The sequence below is a fragment of the Oleiphilus sp. HI0066 genome (genome assembly GCF_001635725.1).
Genome location: NZ_LWFH01001203.1, coordinates 1 through 1,221 on the forward strand (window position 1 = coordinate 1; position 1,221 = coordinate 1,221).

Below are 1,221 nucleotides of genomic sequence, written 5' to 3' on the forward strand. Positions count from 1 at the left end.
CAGCGCGCTAACATCTTCAAGTTCAACGCAGCGCTTCAAATCTGAGGCATTTAAACCAGACAGAACCGCGACACCTAATTTAGGCCCTACACCATTCACCTTGATGAGTACTCGGAAGACATCTCTGTCCGAGAGAGAAGAAAAACCATAAAGCAATTGAGCATCTTCACGCACAACAAAATGCGTATACAACACTACCTGCTCGCCAATCTCTGGCAGCGAGAATGCAGTTGATAACGGAACATCTAACTCGTAACACAGGCCATTGACGTCAATGAGTGCTTGATGGGTATTTTTAGATTCAAGCACACCCTTTATTTTTCCAATCAAAATACTTCCTAAATTATCAAAACAGACTTTCAGCCAAGCCTTATTAACTTACTCTACCGCGTCGACTGCGCGTCGCACCGGTCATTTTTATTAAGCTTTGCTGCATATGTGCATGACACAGGGCAACAGCCAAAGCATCCGCTGCATCTGCCTGTGGCGTAGCATTCAAACCCAACATATTGACCACCATATGCGCGACTTGAGATTTATCTGCTGATCCCTTGCCTACCAAAGCCTGTTTCACTTTGCGCGCAGCGTATTCGCTAGTTGGCAAGCCAGCAACATTAGCAGCCGCAATAGCAACACCTCTTGCTTGACCCAACTTAAGTGCTGAATCTGCATTACGCGCCATGAACACTTCTTCAATCGCAAACTCATCAGGACTATATTGCTGAATGAGCTGCGTAACACTATTGAAAATCAACCCCAACTTGTCAGCGAGCGAATCTTTCTGAACGCGAATACACCCACTACCTATGTAATAGCTTTTACCGGCCTTAAACTCGATCAAACCATAACCGGTAATTCGAGAACCAGGATCTATCCCTAAGATAATTGACATAAAGATCTTACAAGCAAAACAATTCAGGCGAGTTTAAAGGGGTATAACGTGACACGCCATTAAATATAAGAAATGGGAGAATCGAACTAGGAGAATATAGACACAAACAGAATGAGGTCGAAGACAAAGATAGTAATAAAAACTAGTTAAGACATGACGAACTTAGCAATCACACGATTACATCTGTCCGTCATGACTTTAATTAAGAAGATTAAAGAGCTTTAGTTAGACTCTTCTTTCTGTGGCTCAGGAAGGTTTAGCTTAATGCTCAACTCACGAAGCTGCTTCTTATCAACTTCACCTGGCGCCTTAGTTAGTACGTCAGTAGC

The 1,221-nt window shown here is 43.1% G+C and carries 2 protein-coding genes; both read right to left on the minus strand.

Translation table 11 applies throughout. The annotated features are described in order from the left end of the window. Positions 1 to 330 (minus strand): Holliday junction branch migration protein RuvA (gene ruvA, locus A3738_RS16485; protein WP_197473892.1); only part of this gene is annotated, 330 nt, incomplete at its 3' end. A 43-nt stretch (positions 331 to 373) separates the two neighbouring features. Further along, the gene (ruvC, locus tag A3738_RS16490) at positions 374 to 892 is read right to left on the minus strand and encodes a crossover junction endodeoxyribonuclease RuvC (RefSeq protein ID WP_068476754.1); all 519 of its coding nucleotides are present in this window, start codon (positions 890 to 892) and stop codon (positions 374 to 376) included. Positions 893 to 1,221 lie beyond the last annotated feature (329 nt).

Coding starts and splice junctions, on each gene's coding strand:
- ruvC (WP_068476754.1), bottom strand. CDS start 892: ATGTCAATTATCTTAGGGATAGATCCTGGTTCTCGAATTACCGGTTAT.